The following is a 24,042-nucleotide window of genomic DNA, read 5'->3' on the forward strand; positions in this document are numbered from 1 at the left end:
TTCCGCTGCACGCCGCTGCTGGTGCAGATCGTCTGGTTCTATTACGCGTTGCCGATCGTCCTGCAGGTCGAGCTGCCCGACTGGTTTGCCGCCGGCCTCGGCCTGACGCTCTACATGGGCGCCTTTGCCACCGAGATCTTCCGTGCCGGCAGCATCTCGATCGACAAGGGCCAGTGGCAGGCGTCGCGTGCGCTCGGCATGACCGGGGCGGAGCTGATGCGTCATATCATCCTGCCGCAGGCCACCAAGCGCATGGTGCCGCCGTTCGTCAACCAGTCGATCATCCAGCTCAAGAACACCTCGCTGCTCTACGTCGTGGCGATTCCCGACCTGATGTACACCGGCTCGATCATCGTCTCCGACACCTTCCGGCCGCTCGAGGTCTACAGCAGCGTCGCCATCGCCTACTTCGTGATCCTCTACCCGCTCACCCTGTGGGCGGCCCGCCTGGAGGCGCGCGTTGACCAGTAGCGGCGCGCCGATGGTCAAGGCCGAAGGCCTGCGCAAGAGCTACGGGACGGTCGAGGCGGTGCGTGGCGTGTCGCTCGAGGTGCGGCGCGGCGAGGTCGTCGTGGTGATCGGCCCGTCGGGCTGCGGCAAGTCGACCTTCCTGCGCATCCTCAACCGGATGCACGAGCTGGTGCCGTCCGCCCAGCTGGCCGGCGAGGTGCTGCTCGACGGCGAGGACATCTACGAGCCGTCCAAGCGCCTGATCGACGCGCGGCGGGCGATCGGGATGGTGTTCCAGAAGCCGAACCCGTTCCCGGCGATGTCGATCCGGGAGAACGTGCTGGCGGGGCTCAAGCTCACCGGCACCAAGGCCTCCCGCTCGACCAAGGACGAGCTCGTCGAGTCCTGTCTGCGCAAGGGTGGCCTGTGGAACGAGGTCAAGGACCGGCTCGACGCGCCCGGCGGCGGCCTCTCCGGCGGTCAGCAGCAGCGCCTGTGCATCGCCCGGTCGCTGGCGATCAAGCCGCGCGTGCTGCTCATGGACGAGCCGTGCTCGGCCCTGGACCCCACCTCCACCAACGTGATCGAGGAGACGATGAAGGAGCTGGCCCACGAGGTCACCATCGTCATCGTCACCCACAACATGCAGCAGGCAGCACGCGTCTCCGACAAGTGCGCCTTCTTCCTCGCGTCCCAGGGCACGCCCGGGGTGATCGTCGAGCACGGCGACACCACGGCCATGTTCCAGGACCCCCAGGACCAGCGCACCTCTGACTACGTGCACGGGCGGTTCGGGTGAGCCCTGCCCGCGCCATCACGGTGCTGGCGACCGCGCTCCTGGTGGTCGCCGGCCTGGGCTACCTGGCCTCGCAGACCGTGCTCGCCGCACCGGCCGGCCTGGTCGCGTCCGACCAGCAGTACCTCGCCGCGCCGTCCCCGGCGGCGCGGAGCAGCCAGGAGCCGGCACCGGGCCAGCCGGTCGGGACCCAGCGGGTCGACCCGGGGTGGGTGACCCGCACCGCGGCGAAGGCCGGCATCCCGGCGCCGGCCGTCCGGGCCTACGCGAACGCCCAGCTCGCCGAGCCCTCGGGGTGCGAGGTCGGCTGGACGACGCTGGCCGGCATCGGCTGGGTCGAGTCCCAGCACGGCACCATCGGCGGCCGCACCCTCGGCGAGGACGGCCACTCCTCGACGCCGGTCCTCGGTCCGGCGCTGGACGGCAAGGGGCAGGTCGCTGCGATCCCGGCCACCCCGGAGACCACCTCCTGGCACGGTGACCCCCGCTGGGACCACGCCGTGGGGCCGCTGCAGTTCATCCCCTCGACGTGGGAGACCTGGGGCGCGGACGGCGACGGTGACGGGGTCGCCGACCCCAACGACATCGACGACGCGGCGTACACCGCCGCCCGCTACCTGTGCGCGGACGGCCACGACCTGAAGACCGGGTCCGGCTGGGCGGACGCGATCTTCTCCTACAACCACGCCCAGTCCTACGTCGACTCCGTCTACGCTGCCGCCGAGGCCTACGCCGACCGCACCCGTTGAGTGAGCGCTCCTGCTTCGGTGTCGCGGGCCGTTCAGTGGTCGTACCCTCCTCGGCGGCCACCCGGGCGGGCGCCCGACATCCGAGGGACCGGTGTGACCTGGGAGGGGTGGGTCAGCTCCTGTGGGCCGCGGCGGCGGTGAGGAGCTCGGCGACACCGGTGGCGGTCAGGACCCGACCGCTGGACACGACCTGGTCGTCGATGACCAGCGCCGGGGTTGACATCACCCCGTAGGCGGCGATTGTCGGGTAGTCGGTGACCTTCTCGACGGTCGCGTCCAGGCCGAGGCGGTCGATGGCCTCCTGGGTGGCCTGCTCCAGGGCGGCGCAGTTCTTGCAGCCGGGTCCGAGGACCTTGACCAGCATGGTGAGGCTCCTTCCGGTGGCGCTCAGGCGAGCAGGATGTTGAAGAGGTAGCCGACGGCGACGATGCCGGTGGCGACGACGGTGACGTAGATGGCCAGGAGCGGCACGCGCAGGACGCGCCGCAGCAGGATCATCTCGGGCAGGGAGAGGGCGACCACGGCCATCATGAACGCCAGCAGCGTCCCCATCGGCAGACCCTTGTCGTGCAGGGCGACGACCAGCGGCAGGATGCCCGCGGCGTTGGAGTAGAGCGGGATGCCGATGAGGACCGCGACGAGGACGGCGAACGGGTTGTCCGCGCCGGCGTAGCGGGTGAACAGGTCCTCGGGCGCCCAGCCGTGGATCACCGCACCCAGACCGATCCCGACCAGCAGGTAGGGCCAGATCTTGTGCAGGATGCTGACGACCTCTTCCGCGCCCATCTGCAGGCGTTGGTTGAAGCTCAAGGTGGCAGCCGGGTCGACCAGCTCCCCGCCCAGGCGGGTCTCGAACACGAACGGCTCGACCCACCGCTCCACGCCGAGTCGGCCCAGCACCCAGCCGGCCACGATCGCGACGCTGAGTCCTGCGGCGACGTAGGCGAGGGTGACCTCGAACCCGAACATGGTCAGCAGCAGGCCGATCGCGATCTCGTTGACCAGCGGGCTGGCGATCAGGAACGACAGCGTCACTCCGATGGGCACGCCGGCGGCGACGAACCCGATGAACGCCGGGACCGCGCTGCACGAGCAGAACGGGGTCACCACGCCCAGGCCCGCAGCCATCACGTTGCCGACGCCCTCACGGCGACCGCCCAGCAGCGCCCGGGTCCGCTCGACGCTCATGTAGGACCGGGCGACGGTGATGACGAAGATGATCCCGGAGAGCAGCAGGGTGATCTTGACGGTGTCGTAGAGGAAGAAGTGCAGCGTCTCGGTCAGCCGCGCCGATGGGTCGAGTCCGAGCAGCCCGCAGAGCAGCCGGTCCCAGAGGTGGCCGTTGATCCAGTAGAGCGTCAGCCACCCGAGGGCCACGGCCCCCAGGGCGCCCACGCGGCCCTTGGTCGTGGTGGGGACGTGCTCGAGCACGCTCACGGCCCACCCCCGGCAGGGAGGGCCGCGACGAGCCGGTCGAACGCTCCTGGCGCGAGGCTGTAGTCGACCCAGCGCCCCCGCCTGGAGGTGGTCACCAGCCCGGCCTCCCGAAGCACCCGTAGGTGGTAGGAGAGCAGGTTCGGAGCCACTGACACCTGGTCCTGCAGCTCGCACACACAGGCCGTACCGGTGCCCAGACGCTGCAGGACGGTCCACCGGACCGGGTCCGCGACCGCAGTGAGCAGCTCACCAGCTCCGGCCCACGTCGCCGACGCGCCCAGGGAGTCCTCGAGCTCGGCTGACTCGGGTCGGGCGGAGACGGGCTGGCGAGACAGGTGGACCTCAACCGAAGTTGATGCAGTCACCGTTGAAGTGTCCGCTTCGGGGGAGGTGCTGGGGACCTGCCACAGGTCCGCACCGAGCAGGGACCTTCGACCACGCTCGACCCCGCCTCGTCCGGGCATCGGCCCGTGGAGAGTTCACCCAGAGTTCGCCTGCGCCGCTCACCTCGGACATCGACGTCGGTCAGTATTCATCCATGTCGAAGTCTGCTGTGGCCGAGAGCCCGACCGACGCGGTCGCCTGCTGCTCGCCGTTGATGGCCGAGCCGCTCAGCGTGGACGCGGCGACCCGCATCTCGCCGTTGCTCAAGGCACTGGCCGACCCGGTCCGGCTACGACTGTTGTCGCTGGTTGCCTCCCACGCCGACGGCGAGGCGTGCGTGTGCGACCTCAACGACGCCTTCGACCTGTCCCAGCCCACCATCAGCCACCACCTCAAGGTGCTGCACGAGGTCGGCCTGCTCGACCGATCCAAGCGTGGAGTATGGGTCTACTACCAGGCCAAGCCCGGAGCTCTCGCCGACCTGGCCCTCCTCATCGGTGGCGTCACCCGATGAGCGCGCCGGTGCACGTGTCCCGCCGGGCAGGAGCGGAGCTCATCGGGACCGCCTTCCTCGTCGCCGCCGTCATCGGGTCCGGCATCGCCGCCAGCCGACTCTCCCCGGACGACGTCGGCCTGCAGCTGCTGGAGAACAGCCTCATCACCGGCGCCGCCCTGGTCGCGCTCATCCTCGCCCTGCAACCGGTCTCTGCCGCGTTCAACCCCGTCGTGACCCTCGTCGAGGTCGCACTCGGCCTGGTCGAGATCGCAGAGGCCGTCCTCCTCATCGGCGCCCAGCTCGTCGGTGGGCTCATCGGTGTCGTCGTCGCGAACCTCATGTTCGATCTCGACGCCATCAGCATCTCCACCCACGATCGCACCGGCCCGAACCTGTGGCTCGGCGAAGTGGTCGCCACCCTCGGCCTCGTCCTGGTCATCTTCGGCTCGGTCCGCTCCGGGCGCACCGAGACCATCGCCTACGCCGTCGGCGGCTACATCACCGCCGCGTACTGGTTCACCAGCTCCACCAGCTTCGCCAACCCCGCCGTCACCGTCGCCCGGATGTTCTCCGACACCTTTGCGGGCATCGCCCCGGTCTCGGTGCCGATGTTCGTCCTCATGCAGCTCGTCGGGGGCGCCGTCGCCGTGGTCGTCGTCAAGGTGCTCTATCCGAGTGCGTCGCTGACCACTCTCGATCCCGAAGCCACCCCCACCGAGGGAGCGCCCGCGTGAGCGAACCCGACACCACCGACACCTCTCAGACCTCTCAGACCAGGAGCCACCTTCCGTGACCACCGGCACCAAGCCCACCGTCCTGTTCGTCTGCGTCCACAACGCCGGCCGCTCCCAGATGGCCGCCGGATACCTGCACCACCTGGCCGGCGACCGCATCGAGGTGCTCTCGGCAGGCTCTCGACCCGGCGACCAGATCAACCCGGTCGCTGTCCAGGCGATGGCGGAGGAGGGGATCGACATCGCCGGCAACCAGCCCAAGGTCCTCACCACTGACGCCGTCCAGGCCTCCGACGTCGTCATCACGATGGGCTGCGGCGACGAATGTCCCTACTTCCCCGGCAAGCGCTACGAGGACTGGGAGCTCGACGACCCGGCCGGCCAGGGCATCGAGGCGGTCCGTCCCATCCGCGACGAGATCCGCCAGCGCATCGAGGAGCTGATCGTCTCGCTGACGTGATGGCGCGCGGCTCGGCCGGGTGCACGCGACTGGCAGCTGCTCGAGCAGCGGCGGCGGGCGCCGACGACGTGCCGTGAAGCGCGGTGCTGCCGCGAGACCTACACTCGAAGGACCCCCGGCCGCGCTCGACCGGGGGCTGTCGTGTTGTCCGCACCTCCCGAAAGGCACCCCGTGCAGCTCACCGGGCACCTCTCCGGCCTCGCCGACGCGGTGCTGGCCGACCCCGCCCTCGACGAGGCGCTGGGCGACGCGCGCGGCGGTGCCGTGCCGGCGCTGGACCTGACCGGGCCCGAGGCGCTGCGCCCGTACGTCGTCGCCGGCCTCGTCCGCGCCGACCGGACCGTGCTCGCGGTGACGGCGACGACGCGCGAGGCCGAGGACCTGGTCGAGACGCTGGGCGACCTGGTCGACCCGGCCGTGGTCGCCTACTACCCGAGCTGGGAGACGCTGCCCCATGAGCGGCTGAGCCCGCGCAGCGACACGGTCGGTCGTCGGCTCGCGGTGCTGCGGCGGCTGCGGCACCCCGGGGTCTCGACCGGCTCGACCACCGGGAGCCCGAACGGTCCGCTGCAGGTCGTCGTCGCCCCGGTGCGCTCGGTGCTGCAGCCGCAGGTCAAGGGCCTGGGCGACCTCGAGCCGGTCGAGCTCGCGCCCGGTGACACCGTGCCGCTGGACGACCTGGTGGCCCGGCTCAGCGGCGCGGCGTACTCGCGGGTCGACCTCGTGGAGAAGCGCGGCGAGTTCGCGGTGCGTGGCGGCATCGTCGACGTCTTCCCGCCGACCGAGGAGCACCCGCTGCGCGTCGAGCTCTGGGGCGACGACGTGGAGGAGATCCGGTCGTTCTCGGTCGCCGACCAGCGGACCCTGGAGAAGGTCGACCGGCTCTGGGCGCCGCCCTGTCGCGAGCTGCTGCTGACCGACCAGGTGCGCGAGCGCGCGGCCGAGCTCGGCCGCCGGCACCCCCAGCTGCTCGAGCTCACCGACAAGATCGCCGCCGGCATCGCCGTGGAGGGGATGGAGTCTCTCGCGCCCGTCCTGGTCGACGAGATGGAGCTCCTGGTCGACCTGATGCCCGCAGACACCCACGTGCTCGTGCTGGACCCGGAGCGGGTCCGCACCCGCGCCCACGACCTGGTCGCGACCAGCGAGGAGTTCCTGGCGGCGAGCTGGGCGGCGGCCGCCGGGGGCGGGACCGCGCCGATCGACCTGGGCGCGGCGTCGTACCGCTCCGTCGGCGACGTGCGCGCGCACACGCTGGCCCAGGGCACGCCGTGGTGGGCGGTGAGCCCCTTCGGCATCGACGACGACCCGGACGACGGTGCCGACGGCGGGGTGCCCACCCGCGCCCTGCATGCCAGAGCCGCCGAGCCCTACCGAGGCGAGGTGGAGCGGGCGATCGCCGACATCGACCGCTGGCGCCGGGACGGCTACCGCGTGGTCGTCGTCCACGCGGGCCACGGGCCCGCCGAGCGGATGCGCGAGGTGCTCGCCGAGCACGACGTGCCCGCGCGCGTGGTCGAGGAGCTGACCGAGGCCGCCGACCTGACCACCGACGTCGTGACCGTCACCTGCGGTGCCGCCGCCCACGGCTTCGTCGACGACGCCAGCCGGCTCGTGGTCCTCACCGGCGAGGACCTCTCCGGCCAGCGGGCCTCGACCCGCGACATGCGCCGGATGCCGACCCGCCGCAAGCGCCAGATCGACCCGCTCGAGCTCACCGCCGGCGACTATGTCGTGCACGAGCAGCACGGCGTGGGCCGCTTCGTGGAGATGAAGCAGCGCGAGGTCGGGGGAGCGGTGCGCGAGTACCTCGTCCTCGAGTACGGCGCCAGCAAGCGCGGCGGCCCGCCCGACCGGCTCTACGTCCCCGCCGACGCGCTCGACCAGGTCACCCGGTACGTCGGCGGCGAGCAGCCGTCGCTGGACCGGCTCGGCGGCGCCGACTGGACCAAGCGCAAGAACCGCGCCCGCAAGGCGGTCCGCGAGATCGCGGCCGAGCTGATCAAGCTGTACGCCGCCCGCCAGGCCACCCAGGGCTACGCGTTCGGTCCGGACACCCCGTGGCAGCGCGAGCTCGAGGACGCCTTCCCGTTCCAGGAGACCCCCGACCAGCTCAGCACGGTCGACGAGGTCAAGGGCGACATGATGCGCCAGGTGCCGATGGACCGGCTCGTCTGCGGCGACGTCGGCTACGGCAAGACCGAGATCGCCGTGCGTGCGGCGTTCAAGGCCGTGCAGGACGGCAAGCAGGTGGCCGTGCTCGTCCCGACGACGCTCCTGGTGACCCAGCACCTGTCGACGTTCTCCGAGCGGATGAGCGGCTTCCCGGTCGTGCTCAAGGGCCTGTCCCGCTTCCAGACCGACGCCGAGGCGCGCGAGGTGATCGCCGGGCTCGCCGACGGCTCGGTCGACATCGTCGTCGGCACCCACCGGCTGCTCAACCCGGACATCCGCATGAAGGACCTCGGCCTGATCATCGTCGACGAGGAGCAGCGCTTCGGGGTCGAGCACAAGGAGCAGATGAAGCGGCTGCGCACGTCGGTCGACGTGCTCTCGATGTCCGCGACACCGATCCCGCGCACCCTGGAGATGGCGATCACCGGCATCCGCGAGATGTCGACGATCACCACCCCGCCGGAGGAGCGGCACCCGGTCCTGACCTACGTCGGCGCCTACGAGGACCGGCAGGTCGTCGCCGCCGTGCGTCGCGAGCTGCTGCGCGAGGGCCAGGTGTTCTACATCCACAACCGGGTCAGCTCGATCGAGAAGGCGGCGGCGCGGATCCGGGAGCTCGTGCCCGACGCCCGGGTCGCGACGGCGCACGGGCAGATGGGGGAGCACCAGCTCGAGCAGGTGATGCTCGACTTCTGGGAGAAGCGCTTCGACGTGCTCGTCTGCACGACGATCGTCGAGTCCGGCCTCGACGTCTCCAACGCCAACACGATGGTCATCGAGCGGGCCGACACCCTCGGGCTCTCGCAGCTGCACCAGCTGCGCGGCCGGGTCGGCCGGTCGCGGGAGCGCGCCTACGCCTACTTCCTCTACCCGCCCGAGAAGCCGCTCACCGAGACCGCCCACGAGCGGCTCGCGACCCTCGCCCAGCACTCCGACCTCGGCGGCGGCATGGCGATCGCGATGAAGGACCTCGAGATCCGCGGGGCCGGCAACCTGCTCGGCGGCGAGCAGTCCGGCCACATCGCCGACGTCGGGTTCGACCTCTACGTCCGCCTCGTCGGCGAGGCCGTCAACGAGTTCCGGGGGGACCGGGAGCCCGAGCTCGACGAGGTCCGCATCGAGCTGCCCGTGGACGCCCACCTGCCGCACGGCTACATCCCCAGCGAGCGGCTGCGGCTGGAGATGTACAAGCGCCTGGCGGAGGTGCGCTCGGACGACGACGTCGACCTCATCAACGAGGAGCTCCTCGACCGGTACGGCGAGCCGCCGGTCGAGGTCGTGTCGCTCCTCCTGGTCGCGCGGTTCCGCGCCCGGGCCCGGCAGGCGGGCATCCGCGAGGTCACCATCGCGGGCAGGAACGTGCGCTTCGCGCCGGTCGACCTGCCCGACTCGCGGGTGGTCCGGCTCAACCGGCTCTACCCGAGGTCGATCGTCAAGGCGCCGGTCAGCACCGTCCTCGTGCCCCGGCCGCAGACGGCGGTGGTGGGTGGCAAGCCGATCACCGGTGTCGCCCTGCTTCAATGGTGCCGGCAGGTGATCGACTCGGTGATCGATCCCGACAACGCCGCAGGCACCGACCCTCAGGAGAAGACGTGACCCGGACCCGCCTCCGTGCCCTCGCGGCGCTCGGACTGGCCTCCACCGTGCTGCTGACCGGCTGCAGCGCCGTACCGGACTTCAACCCCGGCGTCGCCGCCCGGGTCGCCGACGACACGGTGTCGCTGAAGTCCGTCGACGACCTGACGGCCGACTACTGCTCGGCCGTGGAGACCCAGCTCCAGGACGGCCAGTCCTACCCGAACCACTACCTGCGCGGTCTGGTCGCCTCGAGCCTCGCGCTCCGCGCGGCCGCCGACCAGTTCGGGGCCGAGCACGGCGTGTCGGCGGGCATCGCCTACCACCGGGCGGTGACGCAGTTCGCCCAGCAGCTCTCGTCGCTGACCCCGACCCAGCGGGACGCGGTCATCGAGGTGCAGCTCGCCGGTCAGTACGTGCGGGACATCCAGCGCGCCGTCGGTGAGCAGATGGGTGCACCGGGCGGCACGAAGGGCCAGGTCGCCGCGGGCAAGAAGGCGTTCACCGCCTGGCTGGCCGACAACGACGTGCAGATCGACCCGCGGTTCAGCGTGTCGATCGACTCCGGTGCCCCGGTGCCGACCGACACCAGCGTGTCCTACCCGGTCGGCGACTCGGCGAAGAAGGCCGGCGCGACCGACCCCGACGTCGACTACTCCAACGCGCTGCCCGAGACCCAGCGCTGCGGCTGAGCCCGCGTGGACGAGCGCGCATCGGGCGACGGGCTCCTCGAGTTCCTCGAGGTGATGCGTCGCCTGCGCGCGGAGTGCGCGTGGAAGGCCGGGCAGACGCACCGGTCGCTCGCGCGCTACCTGCTCGAGGAGACCCACGAGACGCTCGAGGCGATCGACACCGGTGACGCGGGCCTGCTCCGGGAGGAGCTCGGCGACCTGCTGCTGCAGGTCTACTTCCACGCGGTGATCGCCGAGGAGTCCGGCGAGTTCACGATCGACGACGTGGCCGCCGACGTCATCGCCAAGATGCACCGGCGCAACCCGCACGTCTTCGGCTCCGCGCCCGGCGGGACCCCGGCCGAGATCAACGAGGCCTGGGAGGCGGTCAAGGCGGCCGAGAAGCAGCGCACCTCGGTCACCGACGGGCTCCCGCCGGGGCTGCCGGCGCTGCTGTACGCAGACAAGGTGCTCGACCGGCTCGAGCGCGCCGGCGGCGTGCCCGCCGTGGATCCGGAGGCCGACGACCTCGGCGCCCGGCTGCTCGCCCTCGTCGCCGAGGCCCACGCCGCCGGTGCCGACCCGGAGCAGGCGCTGCGCGACGCCGTGCGCGCCCTGCTCCCGTAGCCCGTCGGCGCCGGCACGGGTCGTGTGCGCGAGACCGACCGTGGGGTAGGTCTCAGGCGCACGACCCTCACCACCCCGCACCGGCCGGCGGGTCTAGGCTCGGGAACGACTCGAACCACCTCAACTGGAGGAGCACGACGTGGCATCCATCGAAGCAGTCGGCGCCCGCGAGATCCTCGACTCGCGCGGCAACCCCACGGTCGAGGTGGAGGTCCTCCTCGACGACGGTGCGTTCGCCCGGGCGATGGTCCCGAGCGGTGCGTCCACGGGTGCCTTCGAGGCCGTGGAGCTGCGCGACGGTGGTGAGCGGTACGCCGGCAAGGGGGTCGAGAAGGCCGTCGGCGCCGTGATCCAGACCATCGCGCCCGCGGTCGAGGGCCTCGCGGCCGACGACCAGCGCCTGCTCGACCAGACGATGCTCGACCTGGACGGCACGCCCAACAAGGCCGCGCTCGGCGCCAACGCGATCCTCGGCGTCTCGCTGGCGGTCGCACGCGCCGCGGCCGAGTCGGCGCAGCTGCCGCTCTACCGCTACGTGGGCGGCCCCAACGCCCACCTGCTGCCGGTGCCGATGATGAACATCCTCAACGGCGGCTCCCATGCCGACTCCAACGTCGACGTGCAGGAGTTCATGATCGCGCCGATCGGCGCTCCGACGTTCCGCGAGGCGCTGCGCTCGGGTGCGGAGGTCTACCACGCGCTCAAGTCGGTGCTGAAGAAGAAGGGACTGGCCACCGGCCTGGGCGACGAGGGTGGCTTCGCGCCGAACCTGGACAGCAACCGGGCCGCGCTCGACCTGATCGCCGAGGCGGTCGCGGCCGCCGGGCTGGAGCTCGGCAAGGACATCGCCCTCGCGATGGACGTCGCCGCGTCGGAGTTCTACGCCGACGGCGCCTACTCGTTCGAGGGCGGCACCAAGACCGCCGACGAGATGACGGCCTACTACGCCGACCTGGTGTCGGCGTACCCGATCGTGTCGATCGAGGACCCCCTGAACGAGGACGACTGGGACGGCTGGAAGGCGCTGACCGACGAGCTCGGCGGCAAGATCCAGATCGTCGGCGACGACCTCTTCGTGACCAACGTCGAGCGGCTGCAGCGCGGCATCACCGGCGGGCAGGCCAACGCGCTGCTGGTGAAGGTCAACCAGATCGGCTCGCTCACCGAGACCCTCGACTCCGTCGAGCTCGCGCACCGCAACGGCTACCGCTGCATGATGAGCCACCGCTCGGGCGAGACCGAGGACACCACGATCGCCGATCTGGCCGTCGCGACCAACTGCGGCCAGATCAAGACGGGTGCCCCGGCGCGCTCGGAGCGGGTCGCGAAGTACAACCAGCTGCTGCGGATCGAGGACGAGCTCGGAGATGCTGCGCGCTACTCCGGCGCGTCGGCGTTCCCCCGGTACGGTGCCTGAGCGAACCTAGGAGGCATGCCCGACAACCGTCGTACGCCGCGCGCCTCCCGTCCCCGGGGACGAGGCGCGCAGCGTCGTACGACGCCGCGGCCGGTGCCGGTCGCGGCGGCGGGCACTCCGGCGGTGGCGGGCTCCCGGCGACCCCGGCTGACCGGCCGGGCGGCGGTCCTCGTGCTCGTGCTCGCGGTGCTGACGGTCAGCTACGCGTCCTCGCTGCGCGCCTACCTGCAGCAGCGCGCCCACATCGAGGACCTCAAGAGCCAGATCGCGCTGCGCCAGGCGACGATCAGCGACCTCGAGCGGGAGAAGGAGCGCTGGAAGGACCCGGCGTTCGTCAAGCAGCAGGCGCGCGAGCTCAACTACGTGATGCCGGGCGAGACGGCCTACGTCGTGCTCGACGAGGACGGCAAGCCGGTCGAGCGCCAGGGCACGCTGACCGACCCGGCGACGGTCGCCCGCACGACCCCGACCGCGTGGTGGTCGACCGCCTGGCAGTCCGTCGAGCTCGCCGGCGACCCGCCGCCGGTCTCCACGCCGCCGCCCGCCACCAAGATCGACGAGCGCAAGATCGGCGGCGACGCCGGCTGAGGCTCCGGCCGAGGGCGCTCCGTTACAGCCGAGGCGGTCGATGCGATGATCGGGGGGTGATCGACCCCGCCGACGTGACCGCGATCGAGGCCCAGCTGGGACGGGAGCCACGGGGCATCCACGAGGTCGGCCATCGGTGCCCCTGCGGGCAGCCCGACGTGGTGACGACCGAGCCGCGGCTGCCGAACGGCACCCCGTTCCCGACCACGTACTACCTCACCTGCCCCCGAGCGGCGTCACGGATCGGGACGCTGGAGGGCGGCGGCGTGATGAAGGAGATGCAGGACCGGCTGGGCGAGGACGAGGAGCTGGCCACGGCGTACCGCGCCGCCCACGAGCGCTACCTCGAGGCACGCGCAGCGATCGCCGAGGCGGCCGGCCTGGACGTCCCGGAGATCGAGGGCATCTCGGCCGGCGGCATGCCCGACCGCGTCAAGTGCCTGCACGTGCTGGCCGGGCAGGCCCTCGCCCAGGGCCGCGGGGTGAACCCGCTCGGCGACGAGGTGCTCGATCTCCTCGGCGCCTGGTGGGAGGCCGGACCGTGCGTGTGAGCACCCCGGGGGGCCGCGCGTGACCGGGCGGGTCGCCGCGATCGACTGCGGGACCAACACGATCAAGCTGCTGATCGGGACGCTGCCGGACGTCGAGGTCCGCGAGATGCGCATGGTCAGGCTCGGCCAGGACCTCGACCGCACCGGACGATTGGCCGACGAGGCACTCGCGCGGGCGTTCGCCGCGATCGAGGAGTACGCCGGCATCATCCGCGCCCACGAGGTGCCGGTCGACCGGGTGCGGTTCGTCGCCACCTCCGCGTCGCGGGACGCCTCGAACGCCGACGTGTTCGTCGCCGGTGTCCGCGAGCGCCTCGGCGTCGAGCCGGAGGTCGTCAGCGGCGTCGAGGAGGCGGCGCTCTCCTTCGACGGCGCGATCCGCAACCTGCGCACGCCCCCCGCCACGCCGGTCCTGGTCGTCGACATCGGCGGCGGGTCCACCGAGCTCATCCTCGGCGCCACCACCCCGGACGCGGCGTTCTCCATGGACATCGGGTCGGTGCGCCTGCATGAGCGGCACCTGCGCTCGGACCCCCCGACACCGGACGAGGTCGCCGCGTGCGTCGCGGACGTCGAGCGGCACCTCGACACCTGCCCGGTCGACCCGGCCGCCGCGGCGACGGTCGTCGGGGTCGCCGGCACCGTGACCCAGCTCGGGGCGGTGCTGCTGGGGCTGCCGGCGTACGACCGGTCGGCCGTCGACCAGCTCGTCGTGCCCGCCGCCGACGTGCACGCGCTGGTCGACCGGCTGCTCGCGATGTCGGTCGCCGAGCGACGTGACCTCCCGGCGATGCATCCCGGCCGGGCGGACGTGATCGGTGCCGGGGCGATCGTCCTCGGGCGCGTGCTCGCGCGGTCCGGCGCCCCCGAGCTGGTGATCTCCGAGTCCGACATCCTCGACGGGATCGCCTGGTCGCTGGTCGGGCGGTAGCGCGTTTCGTCCGCGGACCCGGTGGGCACCGGCCCTGCATGAGCGACCCGACCACCACCGACGAGCCCGTCGGTGCGATCGTGCACCGGCTCGCGGAGCAGATCCCCGAGCTCGTGCGCAGCGAGATGCGCCTGGCCCAGGCCGAGGTGACCGAGAAGGGCAAGCGCGCCGGTGTCGGCATCGGCATGTTCAGCGCCGCAGGGCTCCTGGCGTTCTTCGGCGCGGCCGTGCTGGTCGCGACGGCCGTCGTGGCCCTCGACCTGGTGCTGCCGCTGTGGGCGGCCGGCCTGGTCGTGGCCGCCGTGCTCCTGGTCTGTGCCCTCGGCGTCGCCCTGCGCGGGCGCACCGAGCTGCAGCGGGCGACCCCGGCGGCGCCCGAGCACGCGATCGCCGGCATCAAGCAGGACATCGCCACCGTGAAGGGGGAGCACCCCGCATGAGCAGCAACGGCACCACCCCGGAGCAGATCGAGGCCGACATCGAGCGGCAGCGTGCCGAGCTCGCGGCCACGATCGACCAGCTGCACGCCAGGCTCGACGTGAAGACCCGGGTCAAGGACGGCGTCACGACCGCCGACGGTCGCCCGCGGCCCGAGCTGGTGGCGGCCGCTGTGGCCGTCGTGCTGCTGGCCGGGCTGGCCTACTGGCGCCGCCGCCGCTGACCCGCACCGACCACCCAGGAGGAACCATGCTGAGCAAGACCAACCTGTTGATCGGCTTCGCCGCCGGCTACGTCCTCGGCTCCCGCGCCGGTCGCGACCGCTACGAGCAGATCGTGGCCGGTGCCCAGCGCCTCGCGGGCAACCCGCGCGTCCAGGAGGCCGCCGGCCGGGCGCAGGAGGCCGTCGGCCAGCAGGCCTCGACCGTCTTCGACGCCGCGAAGGACAAGGTGTCCAGCTCGCCCTCGTGAGGGTTGGGGGACGGTGCACGTTTCCCCGGTCGGCCGGGGAAATGTGCAGGACACGCCGAGAGCACCGGCGTGTCCTGCACGCTTCCCCTGACGACTGTGACTGTCGGGGCCGGTGGGACTGCGTGATGATGCACCCGTGAGCTCCGTACCTCCCGGCACCGGCTGGCCGGGCGATCCCGCGACGCCGGCGACCCCGGTCGCCCGGACCGCGGCGCAGGTACGCCGACTCGCGCACGCCGTCCCGCTCGACGAGCTCGACGCCCGGGTCTCGGTGTGCCGGGCCTGCCCGCGGCTGGTCGCCTGGCGCGAGGAGGTCGCCGAGACCCGCCGGGCGGCGTACGCGCACGAGACCTACTGGGGCCGCCCGGCTCCGGGGTTCGGCTCGGAGCGGCCCCGCGTGCTGGTGGTCGGGCTCGCCCCCGCGGCGCACGGCGCCAACCGCACCGGCCGGGTCTTCACCGGCGACCGCAGCGGCGACTGGCTCTTCGCCGGTCTCCACCGGACGGGCCTGGCCAACCAGCCGACCAGTGTCCGGGCCGACGACGGCCTTGAGCTGGTCGACACCCGCGTCGTGGCCACCGTCCGCTGCGCCCCACCGGCCAACAAGCCGACCGTCGTGGAGCGCGAGACGTGCGCGCCGTGGATCGAGGCCGAGGTCGGCCTCCTCGCCGAGCACGTCCGCGTCGTCGTCGCGCTCGGCTCCTTCGGGTGGGACGCCACCCTGCGGACGTACGCCGCGCTGGGCTGGTCGGTGCCCCGGCCCCGGCCCCGCTTCGGCCACGGCGCCGAGGCCGTGCTGGCGGCCGCGGACCGAAGCATCACGCTCCTGGGCTGCTACCACCCCAGCCAGCAGAACACCTTCACCGGCAGGCTCACCGAGGCGATGCTGGACGACGTGCTCGGCCGGGCCGCGTCGCTAGGTTGTGGCTGATCGGCACAATGTCCGACTGACGCCCCCGTATCCCAATCGGCAGAGGAAGCCGCCTTAAAAGCGGCCCAGTCTGGGTTCGAGTCCCAGCGGGGGCACCATCCGAGCCGCTACGGGGCCGGCTGCGGCTCCGCCTCGCGCCCGGCCAGGACCTTCTGCCGCCACGCGTACGCCGGCTGGTAGCGGTCGTGGAGGGTGGTGATCAGGCTGATCATGCAGAGGAAGAAGAGGGTGTCGGCGCCCAGCAGGCTGATGTCGAGCACGAACTTCACCAGCACCACCAGCGCGACGTTGACGAGCAGGCGCAGCCCGAACGTCGCGGCCGCACCCTCCGGGGTCCAACGACGCCGGGAGAACGCGAGCGTGATCGCGGCGTTCAGCAACACCACGGTGCCGATGCCGACGAACATCTGGAGGGGCGTCCGGGTGACACCGGGGAGGATCTGGGCGTAGATGATCGAGATCAGACCCACGAGGACGACCTTCTCCAGGGTCATCCACGACCAGACCCACCCGCCGGCGAGACGGATCGCGGCGCGCTCGGTGGCGGTGTCGACGGACTCCGGCAGCGGGTCGGACGCGAGGCGGAGCGGGTGGTCGGGCGGGGCGAGCCGCGGCCGGACCACGAACCAGAGCACCGCGAGGATCGCGAGGATCCCGATGACCAGCGCCCATCGCGTCCACGGGTAGTCCCGCAGGGTGTCGGTGACGTCCATGTGCGCGATGTGCAGCCAGTACTCCTGAGGGAGCTTGATGAAGATCCAGATCGCCGCTGCCGTCAACACCCAGCTCCGCATCCTGATCGTCGCGGTGTTCCAGTAGAGCCGCACGATCTCGTAGGCGATGAAGAAGTACTCGAAGGTGTTCGGGAAGATCAGCAGGATCATCCGCTCGTGCGTCATCTCGAACAGGAACGCACCGACCAGCCGGTAGTAGAAGAGGAAGCGCGCGACGGCGAACGCATGGAGGTTGTCCCAGCTGCGCATCGCCGACAGGTAGGCGACGGACAGGTAGAAGATGTCCATCGCCTTGTCGTAGGACTGGTAGTACGGCGGGTCGTACCCGAAGAGCTGGAAGATCGTCTGGTCGACGCCGTCGAGGATCAGGCAGGCGATGATCGCGGGTAGCGGGTACCGCGGGATCAGCAGCGGCAGGAGGAAGCGCGCGGCGACGACGAGCGCGAAGACGGTCTGTTCCATGGCAGGCTGATTGTGACGCAGCCGTGGACGGCCCCGTCGGGGAACCCCGAGATCCCGCCGCACGTTGGAACCAGTGGATCCATCTAGGATGGTCACACCACCAAGGCCTCGAGGAGAGACCAATGCAGAGCAACAACCCGGTGTTCCGACGCTCCGAGGAGTTCAACCGGCCGGGGACCAACGCCTACGGCAACCAGACCTACGCCGGCAACGGCGCTCCGTACGCCGGCTACGGCGACCCGGCGACGTGGAGCACGGGCACCCCCGGCGTGCCGGGCGCGCAGCCGCCGACCACGGTCCAGCAGCCGATGACGATCGACTCGGTGGTCGTCAAGACCGCGATCTCGCTGGCGGTCGTCATCGTGGCCGCTGCGATCACCTGGGTGATGAGCCCCACCGTCGACCAGAACTCCGACCCGTCGGCGCTGAGCGGCCTGATCGCCGCGCTGACCATCGGCTCGCTGGGTGCGTTCATCCTCTCGATGGTCAACTCGTTCAAGCGGGTGATCAGCCCGGCGCTCGTGCTGGCCTTCTGCGCCTTCGAGGGGGTCGCCCTCGGCGGCATCTCGAAGATGTTCAACATGTGGTACCCGGGCGTGGTCCCGGCTGCCGTGATCGGCACCTTCGGCGCCTTCGCCGGCACGCTGGCGGTCTACAAGTTCTTCGACATCAAGGTCAGCACCCGGTTCCGCACCATGGTGATCGCCGCGATGTTCGGCATGGTCGGCATCAGCCTCTTCGCCGTGGTGCTCAGCCTGTTCGGCGTCAACCTCGGCATCTTCGACAACGGTGCGCTCGGCCTGATCTTCGCGGTCGTCGGCCTCGCGCTCGGCGTCTTCATGCTGGTGCTCGACTTCGACTTCGTCGAGCAGGGCATCGCCAACCAGATCCCGGACCGGGAGGGCTGGCGTGCTGCGTTCGCCCTGACCGTGAGCCTGGTCTGGATCTACACCAACCTGCTGCGCATCCTCGCGATCCTGCGCGGCAACTGACCCAGCACCTCCACGAACGGGCCCCGGAGATCCGGGGCCCGTTCGTCGTTCCGCGGCTCGCCGGTGGTCGAGCTCGTCCGACGCGCCTCCTCGACCGCCGGTGGTCGAGCTTGTCGAGACCCCCGCGGCCCACACCGCCGTCGTCGTGTGGCTCACGGGGTCTCGACGGGCGCTCGCTGCGCTCGCTGCTCGACCACCGGGTCGGTCATGGTGGTCGAGCATGTCGAGTCCGCGCAGCCCGCGTGTGGGCGGTCGCGCGGCAGACCCCTCAGCCCGGGACCGGCTCCTCGGCGCGCTCGTCCTCCTCCGGCAGCTCCGGTCCCTCGCCACCCGTGCTGGGACGCCGGCGGCGGTGCCGCAGCTCGACCCAGAGCCCGCGGACGCCGCGCCGGGAGCCCGCGACCTCGGTGCCGTCGAGCTCGGTGCCCGGCTGGTTGACGGCCTGGATGGCCGCGGTGGTGATCGGGAGGACGCCCTCGCCGCGGTAGGCCTCGGGCTCCTCCTCGTCCTCCGGGCCGAGCCCGACGGCGGCGAGCGTCGAGGGGAGCAGCACGTCGGCGAGCGAGCGGTAGCCGTGGGCCGAGGGGTGGAACTGGTCCGGCCCGAACAGCAGGGCGGGCGCCGCGTCGAACTCGGGGCCGAGGATCGAGGCCAGGGAGACCGTGCGGCCGCCCTCCTCGACCACGGCGATGGTCTGGGCGGCGGCCAGCCGGCGCGACCAGACCCGAGCGACCTGCTTGAGCGGCGGCATGATCGGCTTGATGGTGCCGAGATCCGGGCAGGTGCCGACCACGACGGCGGCACCGCCCTCGCGCAGGCGGCGCACGGACTCCACGAGGTGGCGCACCGAGGCCGCCGGCAGCACCCGGTGGGTGACGTCGTTGGCCCCGATCAGGATGACCACGACGTCGGGCTGCAGGGGCAGGGCCAGGTCCACCTGGGTCGCCAGGTCGGACGACTGGGCGCCGACGACGGCGAAGCAGCGCAGGTGCACGCGGCGGTCGGCCTGGGCAGCCACGCCGCTGGCGAGGAGCGCGCCCGGCGTCTGCTCGACCAGGTCGACGCCGTACCCGGCGGCGCTGGAGTCGCCGAGCAGGGCGATCCTGACCGCAGGCCCGGGTCGGCCGCGGCCGTACCAGCCGCTGGGGTCGGGCGGGGCGCCCTCGGCGTTGCCGATGGTGCGCCGGGCGGCGACCGCCTCGAAGCGCAGCAGCCCGTAGAGGCTCGCGCCGAGCAGCGAGACGCCGCCACCGCCGTACGCGGCGGCGGACGCCAGCTTCCGAGCAGCCGCTGCTTTCCCCACGGGACCACTCTACGAAAGGCGGGTGCGGCGCCCCCTCGGGGTTTCGGCGCGTGTGACTGGCGCCTCTAGATTGAGGGCATGCCCTACGTGAACTCCCTCCTCGAGCTGATCGGCAACACCCCGCTGCTCCGGCTCTCGAAGTCCATGGGCTCCCTGGAAGGCGCGAAGGGACCGATCGTCCTCGCCAAGGTGGAGTACCTCAACCCGGGCGGCTCCGTGAAGGACCGCATCGCCACCCGCATGATCGAGGCCGCGGAGGCCTCCGGCGAGCTGCAGCCCGGCGGCACGATCGTCGAGCCGACCTCCGGCAACACCGGTGTCGGGCTCGCCATGGTCGCCCAGCAGAAGGGCTACCACTGCGTCTTCGTCTGCCCGGACAAGGTGAGCGAGGACAAGCGAAACGTGCTTCGCGCGTACGGCGCCGAGGTGGTCGTCTGCCCGACCGCGGTCGAGCCCGAGCACCCCGACTCCTACTACAACGTGTCGGACCGGCTCGCGTCGCAGCCGGGCGCCTGGAAGCCGGACCAGTACTCCAACCCCAACAATCCGCGCTCGCACTACGAGACCACCGGCCCGGAGATCTGGGAGCAGACCGAGGGGCGCATCACGCACTTCGTGGCCGGCGTCGGCACCGGCGGCACGATCAGCGGCACCGGGCGCTACCTGAAGGAGCAGAACCCTGACGTCCAGGTCGTGGGCGCCGACCCGGCCGGCTCGGTCTACTCCGGCGGCAGCGGCCGTCCCTACCTCGTCGAGGGCGTCGGCGAGGACTTCTGGCCGGAGGCGTACGACCGCACGGTCGCCGACCGGATCATCGAGGTCTCCGACGCCGACTCGTTCGCGATGACCCGCCGGCTCGCTCGCGAGGAGGCGCTGCTGGTCGGCGGCTCGTCGGGGATGGCCGTGCACGCCGCGGTCCAGCTCGCGCACGAGCTCGCCGGCACCCCCGAGGGGGAGGACGCCGTCATCGTCGTGCTGCTGCCCGACTCCGGCCGCGGCTACCTCACCAAGGTGTTCAACGACGACTGGCTGTCGCAGTACGGCTTCCCGGTCGACGGTGCCGAGCGCCCCGTGCAGACCGTCGGCGAGGTGCTGCGGGGCAAGAGCGGGCGGCTGCCCGACCTGGTCCACACCCACCCGAACGAGACGATCGCCGAGGCCGTCGCGATCCTGCAGGAGTACAACGTCTCGCAGATGCCGGTCGTCCGCGCCGAGCCGCCCGTGGTGGCGGCCGAGGTGGTCGGCTCGGTCTCCGAGCGCGGCCTGCTGGACCTGCTGTTCACCGGCACCGCACGGCTCACCGACTCGGTGAGCGAGCACATGTCGCCGCCGCTGCCCACGATCGGGTCCGCCGAGCCCGCCTCGGACGCCGTCACCGCCCTCGAGGGCGCCGACGCGCTCCTCGTGCACGAGGACGGCAAGCCGGTCGGCGTCGTCACCCGCCACGACCTGCTCGCCTACCTGGCGCGCGCCTAGGGGTGTTCGCTTCACCGGTCGACCGGGGAAGTGTGCAGACACGCCGGTGTCGTACGGCGTGTCCTGCACGCTTCCCCTGACAAGGGGAGGGATCGCTGGTGGCCCGGTCCCCTATAGTGAGAACACGTTCTAGTTCTCCGGAGGATCCATGACCGCGACGCCGGCGATCGAGGGCTGGTTCACGACCGAGGCCGACCCCGCGCTGCTGGGGAGCCGGTGCACGACGTGTGGGACGGTGTTCTTCCCGCCGACCGCCGGCCCGTGCCGCAACCCGGCGTGCGACGGCCTCGACCTGGAGCAGGCGGAGCTGTCGCGCCGCGGGACCGTGTGGTCCTACACCGACGCGCAGTACCAGCCGCCCGCGCCCTACGTCGCCCGCACCGACCCCTACGAGCCGTTCGCGCTCGCCGCGGTCGAGCTGCCCGAGGGGCTGGTCGTGGTCGGCCAGGTCGCCGACGGGTACGGCGTCGCGGACCTGCGCGTGGGCGGCGAGGTCGAGCTGGTCGTCGAGACGCTCTACACCGACGACACCGGCGACCGCACCGTGTGGCGCTGGAAGCCCACCTCCGAGCTGGGCGAGGAGGCCGACCAGTGAGCGGCAAGGACGTCGCCGTCCTCGGCGTCGGCATGCACCCGTGGGGCAAGTGGGGGCGCCCCTTCGTCGAGTACGGCGTGCACGCCGCCCGTGCCGCTCTGGCCGATGCCGGCGTCGACTGGCAGCACGTCGACCTCGTCGTGGGTGGGGAGACCGTGCGCAACGGCTACGGCGGCTACGTCGCGGGTGCCACGTTCGCCCAGGCGCTGGGCTGGAACGGGGCGACCGTCGCGACGTCGTACGCCGCCTGCGCGACCGGCGCGCAGGCCCTCGACACCGCACGCGCGCGGATCCTCGCGGGCCTCTCCGAGGTGGCGCTGGTCGTCGGTGCGGACACCACGCCCAAGGGCTTCCTCGCGCCGAACGCGGGGGAGCGGTGGGACGACCCGGACTGGCTGCGCTTCCGCCTGCTCGGCATGACCAACCCGGCCTACTTCGCGATGTACGCACGACGCCGGATGGACCTCTACGGCGCCACGCCCGAGGACTTCGCCCGGGTCAAGGTGAAGAACGCGCGGCACGGCCTGGAGAACCCGAACGCGCGCTACCGCAAGGAGGTGAGCGTGGAGGACGTGCTGACCAGCGCCGTCGTCAGCGATCCCCTGCACCTGCTGGACATCTGCGCCACGTCCGACGGGGCGGCGGCGGTCGTGGTCGCCAGCACCGAGTTCGCGCGGCGGCACGGTCTCGCCGACCCCGTCCGCATCAACGCGGTCTCGACGGTCACGCCCACCTTCCCCAACACGGTCCTCGACATGCCCAACCTGTCGACCGACGCCAGCACGGCGGTCGCGCCGGGCGAGCTGACCTTCAAGGAGTCGATCGGCCACGCGGCGTACGAGGAGGCCGGGGTCGACCCCGCGGACGTCTCGCTCGCGGAGGTCTACGACCTGTCGACCGCCCTGGAGCTGGACTGGATGGAGGACCTCCAGCTGTGCAAGCGCGGGGAGGCCGAGGCGCTGCTGCGGGCCGGAGAGACCACCTTGGGCGGCCGGGTCCCGGTGAACCCGTCGGGAGGGCTCGCCTGCTTCGGCGAGGCCGTGCCCGCCCAGGCGCTGGCCCAGGTGTGCGAGGTGACCTGGCAGCTGCGCGGGCAGGCGGCCGGCCGCCAGGTCGAGGGCGCCCGGGTCGGCATCACCGCCAACCAGGGACTCTTCGGGCACGGCTCATCGGTGGTCCTCAGCCGCTGAGGCCGGCGCTCAGGGGCGCAGCAGCGCGCGCACGTCGTCGAGCTCGCGGTCCGTCAGGCCGGCGTCTCGCAGGTAGCCGCGTACGTCGGTGGCGGCGATCCACTCCCGGAGCGTCGGGAGCCGTGCCGCGATCTCCTCGTCGAGCTCCTCGGGGCTGACCTGACGGTCCGGGGCGTCCGTCGTCCACGACCCGGCGTCCGGGTCGTAGCTCCAGCCGTGGCCGGAGTGGCGGGCGGCGCCCCGGTAGCCCTGCTCGTAGCTGGCGCAGACGGCCGACTCCTCGGCTCCGGCGAGGACGAGCAGCATCGAGCACACCATCCCCGTGCGGTCGCGGCCCCCCGCACAGTGGACGAGCACCGGTGAAGGAGTGCGCGCGAGCTCGGCGAAGACGCGGGCCAGCCTGTCGGGGTAGAGCGCCAGGTTGGGCGCCCACGACGCCGGGTGGTCGAGCCAGGGGCCGCAGGCGGCCAGGAACGCCGGGTCGTCGGGGTCCTCGGTCGGGAGGTTCACGACCTCGATCCCGGCCGTTGCGGCCTCGTCGAGGACCGGGTGCTCCTGGCGGCGGCCCCGCTCCCTGGTGTTCCGGAGGTCGACGACCCGCGCCAGCCCCGCCTCCCGGGCCGCACGCCAGCCCGCGGCGGTCAGCCACTCCGGAGCCGCAGACCGGTAGACGACGCCGTGGCGCGTGACCCCGCCGCCGACGAGAGAGAAGCCGCCGAGGTCGGCCAGGTTGCGCGCCCCGTCCCACCCGGGACCGTCGGAGATCGCCATGCCGCCGCCTAGTCCGACACGACCGACCGCCCGAGCAGCGCGACGAGGCGGTCGAGGGCCGGTGCGTCGTCGGCCACCGGCTGGGGCGGCGCGAACGGTGTGCGGTCCGGTGGCAGCCGCTCCATCAGCGCCAGGCTGTGCGCGATGGCCCGCTCCGCGACGTCCTCGTCGACGGCGAGGTCCGCCCCGGTGCCCTGGGCGACGTCCCACCCGTGCGCCAGCGCCTCGATCGTGCGCAGCTCGGCGACATGGCCGGACGGCATCGGACCGATCCCGGTCGGGAACACCGCCGCCGGGTCGGCAGCGGCGAGTGCCTCGCGCAGCCGCGCCGCGCCGGCGTCGTACGCCGCCGGCAGGTGACCCACGGCGGCCGGGGCGAGCTCGGCGGTGAGGGCGGGCAGGTCGTAGGGACGGCCGGCCAGGGACACCGTGAACGCCCGGTCCCCCACCGTCAGGTGCCGGACGACGTCGGCGACGCTCCACCCCGGACACGGGGTCGGACGGTGCCAGCCGTCGGGCTCGAGTGCGGCCAGCAGGCGCGAGGTCGCCGCCTGTGCGTGGACGAGGTCGTCGAGGGGCATGGGGACCACTCTGCACGGTCGATCGGCTGCGAAGGAGACCTGCGCCACACCGCACCG

28 protein-coding genes and 1 tRNA gene are annotated in these 24,042 nt (G+C 72.1%); 22 read left to right on the forward strand and 7 right to left on the reverse strand.

Features of this window, described 5'->3' with window-relative positions; all coding sequences use genetic code 11:
* The 3 genes from ACILRH_RS22980 to ACILRH_RS22990 form a co-directional block, all read left to right on the forward strand.
* Positions 1 to 471 (forward strand): amino acid ABC transporter permease (locus tag ACILRH_RS22980; protein WP_395696408.1); only part of this gene is annotated, 471 nt, incomplete at its 5' end.
* Positions 472 to 481: 10 nt separating this feature from the next.
* Positions 482 to 1,249 carry a phosphate ABC transporter ATP-binding protein gene (locus ACILRH_RS22985; protein ID WP_395696409.1) on the forward strand — a complete coding sequence of 256 codons (768 nt, stop codon included), beginning with the start codon at positions 482 to 484 and terminating at the stop codon, positions 1,247 to 1,249.
* The gene (locus ACILRH_RS22990) at positions 1,246 to 1,995 is read left to right on the forward strand and encodes a lytic transglycosylase domain-containing protein (RefSeq protein WP_395696410.1); all 750 of its coding nucleotides are present in this window, start codon (positions 1,246 to 1,248) and stop codon (positions 1,993 to 1,995) included. The genes ACILRH_RS22985 and ACILRH_RS22990 overlap by 4 nt, the downstream gene beginning before the upstream one ends.
* Positions 1,996 to 2,107: 112 nt before the next feature.
* Here ACILRH_RS22990 and ACILRH_RS22995 read toward each other — a convergent pair whose 3' ends face one another.
* From ACILRH_RS22995 to ACILRH_RS23005, 3 genes are read right to left on the reverse strand one after another with little or no spacing between them, the layout of a single operon-like run.
* Positions 2,108 to 2,359 carry a thioredoxin family protein gene (locus tag ACILRH_RS22995; RefSeq protein ID WP_395696411.1) on the reverse strand — a complete coding sequence of 84 codons (252 nt, stop codon included), beginning with the start codon at positions 2,357 to 2,359 and terminating at the stop codon, positions 2,108 to 2,110.
* A gap of 23 nt (positions 2,360 to 2,382) precedes the next feature.
* Entirely contained in the window at positions 2,383 to 3,432 is a 1,050-nt protein-coding gene (locus tag ACILRH_RS23000) for a permease (protein ID WP_395696412.1), read from the reverse strand.
* Positions 3,429 to 3,896: an ArsR/SmtB family transcription factor gene (locus ACILRH_RS23005; protein ID WP_395696413.1), complete on the reverse strand. Its 468-nt coding sequence runs from the start codon at positions 3,894 to 3,896 to the stop codon at positions 3,429 to 3,431. The genes ACILRH_RS23000 and ACILRH_RS23005 overlap by 4 nt, the downstream gene beginning before the upstream one ends.
* 74 nt (positions 3,897 to 3,970) lie before the next feature.
* Here ACILRH_RS23005 and ACILRH_RS23010 point away from each other — a divergent pair, with 74 nt between their 5' ends.
* From ACILRH_RS23010 to ACILRH_RS23080, 15 genes are all read left to right on the forward strand, one after another.
* Positions 3,971 to 4,330 carry a metalloregulator ArsR/SmtB family transcription factor gene (locus ACILRH_RS23010; protein WP_395696414.1) on the forward strand — a complete coding sequence of 120 codons (360 nt, stop codon included), beginning with the start codon at positions 3,971 to 3,973 and terminating at the stop codon, positions 4,328 to 4,330.
* Positions 4,327 to 5,046, forward strand: coding sequence for an aquaporin (locus ACILRH_RS23015; RefSeq protein ID WP_395696415.1), 720 nt, complete (start codon positions 4,327 to 4,329; stop codon positions 5,044 to 5,046). The genes ACILRH_RS23010 and ACILRH_RS23015 overlap by 4 nt, the downstream gene beginning before the upstream one ends.
* A gap of 55 nt (positions 5,047 to 5,101) precedes the next feature.
* Complete coding sequence (locus ACILRH_RS23020; protein WP_395696416.1) at positions 5,102 to 5,506, forward strand: arsenate reductase ArsC; 405 nt, start codon at positions 5,102 to 5,104, stop codon at positions 5,504 to 5,506.
* Positions 5,507 to 5,677: 171 nt separating this feature from the next.
* Positions 5,678 to 9,277: a transcription-repair coupling factor gene (gene mfd, locus ACILRH_RS23025; RefSeq protein ID WP_395696417.1), complete on the forward strand. Its 3,600-nt coding sequence runs from the start codon at positions 5,678 to 5,680 to the stop codon at positions 9,275 to 9,277.
* Positions 9,274 to 9,948, forward strand: coding sequence for a hypothetical protein (locus tag ACILRH_RS23030; protein WP_395696418.1), 675 nt, complete (start codon positions 9,274 to 9,276; stop codon positions 9,946 to 9,948). The genes mfd and ACILRH_RS23030 overlap by 4 nt, the downstream gene beginning before the upstream one ends.
* Positions 9,949 to 9,954: 6 nt before the next feature.
* Positions 9,955 to 10,554, forward strand: a complete 600-nt coding sequence (locus tag ACILRH_RS23035; RefSeq protein WP_395696419.1) for a MazG family protein — start codon at positions 9,955 to 9,957, stop codon at positions 10,552 to 10,554.
* 139 nt (positions 10,555 to 10,693) lie between these two features.
* On the forward strand, positions 10,694 to 11,971 hold the full coding sequence (gene eno / locus ACILRH_RS23040) for a phosphopyruvate hydratase (protein WP_395696420.1): 1,278 nt from the start codon (positions 10,694 to 10,696) through the stop codon (positions 11,969 to 11,971).
* Between the two features lie 15 nt (positions 11,972 to 11,986).
* Complete coding sequence (locus ACILRH_RS23045; protein WP_395696421.1) at positions 11,987 to 12,559, forward strand: septum formation initiator family protein; 573 nt, start codon at positions 11,987 to 11,989, stop codon at positions 12,557 to 12,559.
* A gap of 56 nt (positions 12,560 to 12,615) precedes the next feature.
* A complete protein-coding gene (locus ACILRH_RS23050; protein WP_395696422.1) occupies positions 12,616 to 13,110 on the forward strand; it encodes a DUF501 domain-containing protein in 495 nt (164 codons plus the stop codon).
* 19 nt (positions 13,111 to 13,129) lie between these two features.
* Positions 13,130 to 14,041, forward strand: a complete 912-nt coding sequence (locus ACILRH_RS23055; protein ID WP_395696423.1) for an exopolyphosphatase — start codon at positions 13,130 to 13,132, stop codon at positions 14,039 to 14,041.
* Positions 14,042 to 14,079: 38 nt separating this feature from the next.
* A complete protein-coding gene (locus ACILRH_RS23060) occupies positions 14,080 to 14,481 on the forward strand; it encodes a phage holin family protein (RefSeq protein WP_395696424.1) in 402 nt (133 codons plus the stop codon).
* The gene (locus ACILRH_RS23065) at positions 14,478 to 14,702 is read left to right on the forward strand and encodes a DUF3618 domain-containing protein (protein ID WP_395696425.1); all 225 of its coding nucleotides are present in this window, start codon (positions 14,478 to 14,480) and stop codon (positions 14,700 to 14,702) included. Before ACILRH_RS23060 ends, ACILRH_RS23065 begins: the two co-directional genes overlap by 4 nt.
* A gap of 26 nt (positions 14,703 to 14,728) precedes the next feature.
* On the forward strand, positions 14,729 to 14,950 hold the full coding sequence (locus tag ACILRH_RS23070; RefSeq protein ID WP_395696426.1) for a hypothetical protein: 222 nt from the start codon (positions 14,729 to 14,731) through the stop codon (positions 14,948 to 14,950).
* A 136-nt stretch (positions 14,951 to 15,086) separates the two neighbouring features.
* A complete protein-coding gene (locus tag ACILRH_RS23075; protein ID WP_395696427.1) occupies positions 15,087 to 15,881 on the forward strand; it encodes a uracil-DNA glycosylase in 795 nt (264 codons plus the stop codon).
* 21 nt (positions 15,882 to 15,902) lie between these two features.
* Positions 15,903 to 15,979: transfer RNA gene (locus ACILRH_RS23080), tRNA-Leu, on the forward strand.
* A 9-nt stretch (positions 15,980 to 15,988) separates the two neighbouring features.
* Here ACILRH_RS23080 and ACILRH_RS23085 read toward each other — a convergent pair.
* Positions 15,989 to 17,077 (reverse strand): hypothetical protein, encoded by a 1,089-nt coding sequence (locus ACILRH_RS23085; protein WP_395696428.1) that lies wholly within the window; start codon positions 17,075 to 17,077, stop codon positions 15,989 to 15,991.
* A gap of 122 nt (positions 17,078 to 17,199) precedes the next feature.
* Here ACILRH_RS23085 and ACILRH_RS23090 point away from each other — a divergent pair, with 122 nt between their 5' ends.
* The gene (locus ACILRH_RS23090) at positions 17,200 to 18,069 is read left to right on the forward strand and encodes a Bax inhibitor-1/YccA family protein (protein WP_395696429.1); all 870 of its coding nucleotides are present in this window, start codon (positions 17,200 to 17,202) and stop codon (positions 18,067 to 18,069) included.
* Positions 18,070 to 18,337: 268 nt separating this feature from the next.
* Here the strand turns inward: ACILRH_RS23090 and ACILRH_RS23095 are convergent, their stop codons facing one another.
* Positions 18,338 to 19,372, reverse strand: coding sequence for an SGNH/GDSL hydrolase family protein (locus ACILRH_RS23095; RefSeq protein WP_395696430.1), 1,035 nt, complete (start codon positions 19,370 to 19,372; stop codon positions 18,338 to 18,340).
* 78 nt (positions 19,373 to 19,450) lie between these two features.
* Here ACILRH_RS23095 and ACILRH_RS23100 point away from each other — a divergent pair, with 78 nt between their 5' ends.
* The 3 genes from ACILRH_RS23100 to ACILRH_RS23110 all read left to right on the forward strand — a co-directional run bounded on the left by ACILRH_RS23100 (position 19,451) and on the right by ACILRH_RS23110 (position 22,633).
* Positions 19,451 to 20,848 carry a cystathionine beta-synthase gene (locus tag ACILRH_RS23100; RefSeq protein WP_395696431.1) on the forward strand — a complete coding sequence of 466 codons (1,398 nt, stop codon included), beginning with the start codon at positions 19,451 to 19,453 and terminating at the stop codon, positions 20,846 to 20,848.
* A gap of 148 nt (positions 20,849 to 20,996) precedes the next feature.
* Positions 20,997 to 21,443 (forward strand): Zn-ribbon domain-containing OB-fold protein, encoded by a 447-nt coding sequence (locus tag ACILRH_RS23105; protein ID WP_395696432.1) that lies wholly within the window; start codon positions 20,997 to 20,999, stop codon positions 21,441 to 21,443.
* Entirely contained in the window at positions 21,440 to 22,633 is a 1,194-nt protein-coding gene (locus ACILRH_RS23110) for a lipid-transfer protein (RefSeq protein WP_395696433.1), read from the forward strand. The genes ACILRH_RS23105 and ACILRH_RS23110 overlap by 4 nt, the downstream gene beginning before the upstream one ends.
* A 9-nt stretch (positions 22,634 to 22,642) precedes the next feature.
* Here the strand turns inward: ACILRH_RS23110 and ACILRH_RS23115 are convergent, their stop codons facing one another.
* Together ACILRH_RS23115 and ACILRH_RS23120 are read right to left on the reverse strand one after the other, a co-directional pair.
* Positions 22,643 to 23,404, reverse strand: coding sequence for a tyrosine-protein phosphatase (locus tag ACILRH_RS23115; protein WP_395696434.1), 762 nt, complete (start codon positions 23,402 to 23,404; stop codon positions 22,643 to 22,645).
* Between the two features lie 8 nt (positions 23,405 to 23,412).
* Positions 23,413 to 23,985: a TIGR03086 family metal-binding protein gene (locus tag ACILRH_RS23120; protein ID WP_395696435.1), complete on the reverse strand. Its 573-nt coding sequence runs from the start codon at positions 23,983 to 23,985 to the stop codon at positions 23,413 to 23,415.
* Positions 23,986 to 24,042: the final 57 nt, after the last annotated feature.

The organism is Nocardioides sp. (genome assembly GCF_044226765.1).
GTDB lineage: Bacteria > Actinomycetota > Actinomycetes > Propionibacteriales > Nocardioidaceae > Nocardioides.